The organism is Pseudoalteromonas sp. GW168-MNA-CIBAN-0100 (assembly GCF_040309225.1).
GTDB lineage: Bacteria > Pseudomonadota > Gammaproteobacteria > Enterobacterales > Alteromonadaceae > Pseudoalteromonas > Pseudoalteromonas arctica.
On sequence record NZ_JBEOOL010001099.1, the window covers coordinates 1 to 236 of the forward strand.

A 236-nucleotide genomic window follows, 5' to 3' on the forward strand; every position below is an offset into this window, starting at 1 on the left:
GTGCATAAGCACTCAAGTAGTCGTCATTATGTTTTAAAATAATTAAACTACCATAACCTCGAAGCGCATTACCCGCATAAACCACTGTTCCTTGTGCGGCGGCTAAAACGGCAGCCCCTTTTTTATTAGCAATCTGTAAGCCTTTGTAGCCATTTTCCTTGTTCGAAAAGCGTTGTGTTATTTTGCCTTTTGCTGGCCAAAACCACTGCACTTTACTACTCGACAAATGCTTAGAG

At 41.5% G+C, this 236-nt stretch carries 1 protein-coding gene; it reads right to left on the reverse strand.

What is annotated here, in order from left to right; genetic code table 11:
* A partial coding sequence (locus AAEY62_RS24765) for a peptidoglycan DD-metalloendopeptidase family protein (RefSeq protein ID WP_350637147.1) occupies positions 1-236 on the reverse strand: 236 nt, incomplete at both ends.